Source organism: Streptomyces sp. KLMMK, from assembly GCF_036961605.1.
GTDB classification, from domain to species: domain Bacteria; phylum Actinomycetota; class Actinomycetes; order Streptomycetales; family Streptomycetaceae; genus Streptomyces; species Streptomyces telluris.
Genome location: NZ_JBAMDC010000359.1, coordinates 1 through 6,546, shown reverse-complemented (window position 1 = coordinate 6,546; position 6,546 = coordinate 1). Strand labels below are relative to the sequence as shown.

The following is a 6,546-nucleotide window of genomic DNA, read 5'->3' as shown; positions in this document are numbered from 1 at the left end:
GGCCCGTGGTGCGCGGGCGAGCCGGGCCCGCGCGGCACGTCGTTCACGCTCGGCGAAGGGCACTGGCTCGGCACGGACTTCGCCGGCCGGGACGTGTGGCGCCAGGTCCTCCTCGGCGGCCGCTCGGCGGTCCTGGTGACCCTCGCCGCCACCGTCCTGGCCTACGCCGTGGCCGTGCCCCTCGGCCTGGCCGCGGCGCTCACCCGGCGGACGTGGCTGGAGGACGTGCTGCTGCGCCCCCTGGACGTCCTGCTGGCCGTGCCCTCCCTCCTCCTCGTCCTGCTGGTGGCCTCGGTCCGCCCGCCGGGCCCCGCCGGGCTCGCACTGCTGGCGGCCCTCGTCAACATCCCCGACGCGGCGCGGATCGTCCGGGCGCGCGCCGCCGAGGTGGCCTCCCGGCCCTCGGTGGAGGCCCTGCGCATGCAGGGCGAGTCGTGGTGGCGGATCGCGGCCGGGTACGTGGGGCGCTCGATGGCCGGGACCCTCGCCGCCGACGCGGGCGTCAGGCTGACCGGTGTGCTCTACCTCGTGGCCACGGCGGCCTTCCTCGGCGTGGGCGCGGGGCCGGACGCCCCCGACTGGGCCGTGATGGTGGACCGCAACCGCACCGGGCTGTTCGTCCAGCCGTGGGCCGTCGTCGTGCCCGCCGTGCTGGTCGTGGCCCTGTCCGTCGGCACGAACCTGTTGTTCGACGCGGTGCGCGGGACACCCGCGCGCAAGGAAGGAAGGCAGCTGTGAACGGTCCGGAGAGTCCGGCGGGCCCGGAGGGCGCCGTGGCCGAGGTCCGCGGGCTGCGCGTGGTGGTGCCCGGCGGGCGGGCGATCGTCGACGGCGTGAGCCTGACGGCCCGGCCGGGGCGCGTCACGGCCCTCGTCGGCGCGTCCGGCAGCGGGAAGACGACGACGGGCCTCGCGCTGCTGGGCGAGTACCCGCCGGGCGCGCGCGTCACGGGCGAGGTGCGCGTGGCGCAGGGGCTCACCGGGTACGTGCCGCAGCACCCCGCGTCCGTCCTCAACCCCGCCCGGCGGGTGAGCGGCCTCCTGTACGACATCGCCCGCCGCCAGGTCCGCGAACTGCCCCGCAGGGCGCGGCGCGAGGCGGCCCGCGCGCGGGTCCGGGACGCCCTGCGGGACGCGCAGCTGCCCGGCCCGGACGAGGTGCTCGCCCGCTACCCGCACCAGCTGTCGGGCGGGCAGCAGCAGCGCGTCGTCCTCGCCCAGGCGCTGCTGCTCGGCGCGCGCGTCGTGGTGGCCGACGAGCCGACGACCGGCCAGGACCCCCGTACGAAGGAACGCGTGGCCGCCCAGCTCGCGGCGGTGGCCCGCCGGGGCATCGCCGTGGTCCTCCTCAGCCACGACCTGGACCTGGTCCGCGCCCTGGCGGACGAGGTCCTGGTGATGCGCGAGGGAAAGGTGGTGGACCAGGGCACGCCGGAGGAGATCTGGGCGGGGCCGCGGCGGCACGCGTGGACACGGGAGCTGCTGCAGGAAGGCGAGTCGGAGGCGGAGGTCCTCGGGGCCGGTGAAGACGACGGCGCCGGGGCGCCGGACCGGCCTCCCGTCCTCGAAGCCCGCTCCCTGACCGCCCACCACCCCGGTGCTCCCGGCGTCCTCCGCGACGTCTCCTTCTCGGTACAACCCGGCGAGTGCGTCGCGGTCGCCGGGCCGTCCGGCAGCGGCAAGACCACGCTCGGCCGCTGCCTGGCCGGACTGCACCCCGCCTACGACGGCGTCGTCACCCTCGACGGGGCTCCGCTGCCGCGCAGCCTGAGACGGCGCGGCAGGGCGGAGCTGGCAGCCGTGCAGTACGTGTTCCAGGACGCGCGGGCCGCCTTCGACGAGCACCGGTCCGTCCTCGGCCAGGTCGCCCGTACCGCGGTGCGGCTGCGCGGCCTCGGCCGGGCCGCCGCCGAGGAGGAGGCCCGGGCGCTGCTCGCGCGCATGGGGCTCGGCGCGGAGCACACGGGGCGGCGCCCCGGCGAGCTCTCCGGCGGCGAGCTCCAGCGGGCGGCCCTGGCCCGGGCTCTGCTGGCCCGGCCCCGGGTCCTGATCTGCGACGAGGTCACGTCCGGGCTGGACGCGCTCACCCGCCGGGGGATCCTCGACCTGCTGACGGCGCTGGTGCGCGAGCCGGGCGGGCCGGGGCTGGTGCTCATCACCCACGACACCGCGACGGCCGCCGTCGCGGGGCGGACCGTCGTGGTGGAGGCGGGGCGCGTGCGCGGGCGGGCCGCCCGGCCCCCGGGTTCCTGAGTGCCGGTACGGGTCAGGGGGCGAGGCAGTGCAGGGCCGGAACCTCGGCCGGGAGCCCGGGGGCGGCCGGGTCGACGAGCCCCGTGACGTCGCCGACAGCGCAGGCGAGCGCAGCTGCAGGGTCGGGCGCGGCTGCGGCGGTGGTCGTGCTCACCCCCAGGAGGCAGGCGGCTCCGAGGACTACGGCGGCGATGCGACGCATGAAAGGCCTTTCTTCTGGCGGGAGTTGACGGCGGCGACACCCTGCCCTTCCGTGCACCGGGCCATGTGTGGTGTCACCCGCACGTGAACGGCTGAATCGATCCCCCGTCACCGTGTTCGGGTCCCGCCGGGGCGCGGCGGCGGGGCACCGGGCCGGGACGGACCGGGCCAATAGAATCGCGCACATGCACGACCCCTACGTCCGCGTCCGCGGTGCCCGCGAGCACAACCTCAAAGCCGTCGACGTGGACATCCCGCGCGACGCCCTCGTCGTCTTCGCGGGCGTCTCCGGTTCCGGGAAGTCCTCCCTCGCCTTCGGCACCGTCTACGCCGAGGCCCAGCGCCGCTACTTCGAGTCCGTCGCCCCGTACGCCCGCAGGCTGATCCACCAGGTCGGCGCGCCCAGGGTCGAGGAGATCACCGGGCTGCCGCCCGCCGTCGCGCTGGAGCAGCGCCGCTCCTTCCCCACCTCGCGCTCGTCCGTCGGCACCGTCACCACGCTGTCGAACTCCCTGCGCATGCTGTTCTCCCGCGCAGGTGACCACCCCGAAGGCGCCGAGCGCCTCGACTCCGACGCCTTCTCGCCCAACACCGCCGCGGGCGCCTGCCCGGAGTGCCACGGCCAGGGGCGGGTGCACCGGGTCACCGAGGAGTCGCTCGTCCCCGACCCCTCCCTGTCGATCCGGGAGGGCGCGATCGCCGCCTGGCCGGGCGCGTGGCAGGGCAAGAACCTCCGGGACATCCTCGACGCACTCGGGTACGACGTCGACCGGCCCTGGCACGAGCTCCCGCAGAAGGACCGGGAGTGGATCCTGTTCACCGGCGAGCAGCCGGTCGTCACCGTCCACCCCGTCCGGGACGCCGAGCGCATCCAGCGCCCCTACCAGGGCACCTACATGAGCGCCCGCCGCTACGTCCTGCACACCGCCGCGGACTCCAAGAGCGCCGCACTGCGGGCCCGCGCCGAGCGGCACCTGGTCAGCGCCGCCTGCCCCGTCTGCGAGGGCAGGCGGCTGCGCCCGGAGGCGCTGGCCGTCACCTTCGCCGGGCAGGACATCGCCGCCCTCGCCGCGCTGCCGCTGTCCGACCTCGCCGCGACGCTCCGCCCCGCCCGCGCGGGCGACGGCGTCGCCGCGACCCTCGCGCAGGACCTCGTCGCCCGCATCGAGGTCCTCACCGAACTCGGCCTCGGCTACCTCGCCATGGACCGGCCCACCCCCACCCTGTCCGCCGGCGAGCTGCAGCGGCTGCGGCTCGCCACCCAGCTGCGCTCAGGCCTCTTCGGCGTGGTGTACGTGCTGGACGAGCCCTCCGCGGGCCTGCACCCCGCCGACAGCGCCGCCCTGCTGACCGTCCTCGACCGGCTCAAGGCCGCGGGCAACTCGCTGTTCGTCGTCGAGCACCACATGGACGTGGTGCGCCGCGCCGACTGGATCGTCGAGGTCGGCCCGGGGGCCGGGGAGCACGGCGGGGAGATCCTCTACAGCGGCCCGGTGGCGGGCCTCGCCGGCGTGGCGGAATCCGCGACCCGCCGCTTCGTGTTCGCGGAGGAGGCCCCCGCGCCCCGCACGCCCCGCGAGCCCTCCGGCGCGCTGCAGCTGCGCGGCGTCACCCGGCACAACCTGAGCGGGCTCGACGCCGAGTTCCCGCTCGGCGTGTTCACCGCCGTGACGGGCGTCTCCGGCTCCGGCAAGTCCACGCTGGTCGGGCAGGTGCTCGCCGACACCGTCGCCGCCCGGCTGGAAGGACGGCCCCTCGAAGGCCACGGCGGCGCGTTCACGGCCGAAGGCCTGGCCGCCGTCGACCGCCTCGTGCGCGTCGACCAGAAGCCCATCGGCCGCACCCCGCGCTCCAACCTCGCCACGTACACGGGCCTCTTCGACGCCGTGCGCAAGGTCTTCGCCGCGACGGACGGCGCCCGCGAACGCGGCTACACCGCGGGCCGGTTCTCCTTCAACGTCCCCGCCGGCCGCTGCGAGACCTGCCAGGGCGAGGGCTTCGTCGCCGTCGAACTACTCTTCCTGCCCGGCTCGTACGCCCCGTGCACCGCGTGCGGGGGAGCACGCTACAACCCCGAGACGCTGGAGATCACCTACCGGGGCGCGAATATCGCCGAGGTCCTCGGCATGACCGTCGACGCCGCCGAGGGTTTCCTCGCCGCCGTGCCCGCCGCCCGGCGCGGCCTGCGCACGCTCCAGGACGTCGGCCTGGGCTACCTGCGCCTCGGGCAGCCCGCCACCGAGCTCTCCGGCGGCGAGGCCCAGCGCATCAAGCTCGCCACCGAACTCCAGCGCACCCACCGCGGCCACACCCTCTACGTCCTGGACGAGCCGACCACCGGCCTGCACCCCGCCGACACCGAACTCCTCATGCGCCAGCTGCACGGCCTCGTCGACGCCGGCAACACGGTCGTCGTGGTCGAACACGACATGACGGTCGCCGCGGGCGCGGACCACGTCCTCGACCTCGGGCCCGGCGGCGGCGCCGCGGGCGGCCGCGTGGTGGCGGCCGGGACGCCACGGGAAGTGGCCCAGGCCGCCGGAAGCGTGACGGCGCGCTATCTGGCGGAAGCCTTGGCCGGAGGCTGGGGCTGACCTCCGGGCCGCGCCGTGCGGAGGATCCGGCCGCGCGGCCATGTCCGGCCCGCGCCGCGTGAAGGGGTCCGCAGGCGACGGCGGCCGACCCCGCATCCTGCGGACCGCCGACGGGTCCCGCAGCGCCTCAGGCGGAGGCCCCGGGCCGGGCGTGGGCCCCGACGCGCTCTGGACGCACCGCCCCCCTCCCCGGCTACGCTCGGAGCATGACCCACGCCCTGGTCATCGGCGGCGGCATCGCCGGGCCCGTCACCGCGATGGCCCTGCGGCGCGCCGGCATCGAAGCGACCGTCCACGAGGCCCATCCGACCGGCGCGGACCACCTCGGGGCGTTCCTCGTCCTCTTCGCCAACGGCCTCGCGGCGCTGCGCGCCGTCGGCGCCGACGGGCCCGTGCTCGACTGCTCCTTCCCCGCCGACACCGTCGAATTCCTCGGCCCCACGGGGGACCGGCTCGGCGCCCGGCCCCTCACCGGCGCCGGGGACGACGGCCTGAGCCCCCGCACCCTGCAGCGCGCCGCGCTCTACCGGGCGCTGCGCGACGAAGCCGTGCGCCGCGGCGTGCGCGTCGTGTACGGCAAGCGTCTCGTGGACGCCACCACCGGCCCCGACGGCGTCGTCGCGTACTTCGCCGACGGCACCCGCGCCGAGGGCGACGTCCTCATCGGCGCCGACGGCATCCACTCCCGCACCCGCACCCTCCTCGACCCCGCGGCGCCCCCGCCCCGCCACACCGGCCAGCTCACGATCTGCGGCCGCACGCAGGACGCCGGGCACGCCGTCCCCGGCCGCACCTACCGGATGGTCTACGGGCAGCGCGCCTTCTTCGGCTGCACCAGCGCACCGGACGGCACCACGTACTGGTTCGCCAACATCCCCGCGCCCGAGCAGTCGCGGCCCGCGCTCGCCGCGATCGCCCCCGCCGGGTGGCGGCAGCGCGTCCTGGACGCCTTCGCCGTCGACCGCACCCCCGTGACCGGCCTCGTCGCCGCCACCGGCGACGCCGTCGTCGGCGTGAACGCCTACGACATCCCCACCCTCCCCGTCTGGCACGGCGACCGCGCCGTCCTCGTCGGCGACGCCGTCCACGCCACCGCGCCCAACGCCGCCCAGGGCGCCTCGATGGCCATCGAGGACAGCGTCACTCTCGCCCGCTGCCTGCGGGACCTGCCCGGCCCGCGGCAGGCCTTCGCCGCCTACGAGCGGCTGCGGCGCGAACGCGTGGAGCGCGTGGTGGCCCTCAGCGCCGCCATGGCGAGCCGCATCGCCGCCCCGCCCGAGCAGCCGCGGGCACCCGCGAACTCCGGCGGCGCCGACGACTGGCTGACGTCCTACCGCGTCGACTGGGACGCGCCCGTCAGCTGACGCCGCGGTCCGCCGGAGAACGACCGAGACAGATCCGCCACCGCCGGGACGCGCTGTCGTGGCTGGTCGCCGTTGCGGCGGCAGAAGGGGGCGTGACTGCTGTTCGCCGGGCGGCGGCCTGGGGCACCGCCTTGG

Annotated in this window: 5 protein-coding genes; 4 read left to right on the top strand and 1 reads right to left on the bottom strand. The window is 76.6% G+C overall.

Going from position 1 to position 6,546, the window contains the following annotated elements:
- Both V7793_RS30890 and V7793_RS30885 read left to right on the top strand, forming a co-directional pair.
- Positions 1–738, top strand: a 738-nt coding sequence (locus V7793_RS30890) for an ABC transporter permease subunit (protein ID WP_336012784.1), incomplete at its 5' end; no start/stop codon positions are given.
- A complete protein-coding gene (locus V7793_RS30885) occupies positions 735–2,252 on the top strand; it encodes an ABC transporter ATP-binding protein (RefSeq protein ID WP_336012781.1) in 1,518 nt (505 codons plus the stop codon). The genes V7793_RS30890 and V7793_RS30885, both read left to right, overlap by 4 nt.
- Positions 2,253–2,265: 13 nt before the next feature.
- On the opposite strand, the gene V7793_RS30880 is transcribed toward V7793_RS30885, so the two are convergent.
- Complete coding sequence (locus tag V7793_RS30880; RefSeq protein ID WP_336012778.1) at positions 2,266–2,454, bottom strand: hypothetical protein; 189 nt, start codon at positions 2,452–2,454, stop codon at positions 2,266–2,268.
- A 184-nt stretch (positions 2,455–2,638) separates the two neighbouring features.
- Here V7793_RS30880 and V7793_RS30875 point away from each other — a divergent pair, with 184 nt between their 5' ends.
- Both V7793_RS30875 and V7793_RS30870 read left to right on the top strand, forming a co-directional pair.
- Positions 2,639–5,047, top strand: a complete 2,409-nt coding sequence (locus V7793_RS30875; protein ID WP_336012776.1) for an excinuclease ABC subunit UvrA — start codon at positions 2,639–2,641, stop codon at positions 5,045–5,047.
- Between the two features lie 206 nt (positions 5,048–5,253).
- Positions 5,254–6,411: an FAD-dependent monooxygenase gene (locus tag V7793_RS30870; protein ID WP_336012773.1), complete on the top strand. Its 1,158-nt coding sequence runs from the start codon at positions 5,254–5,256 to the stop codon at positions 6,409–6,411.
- The last annotated feature ends 135 nt before the right edge of the window (positions 6,412–6,546 follow it).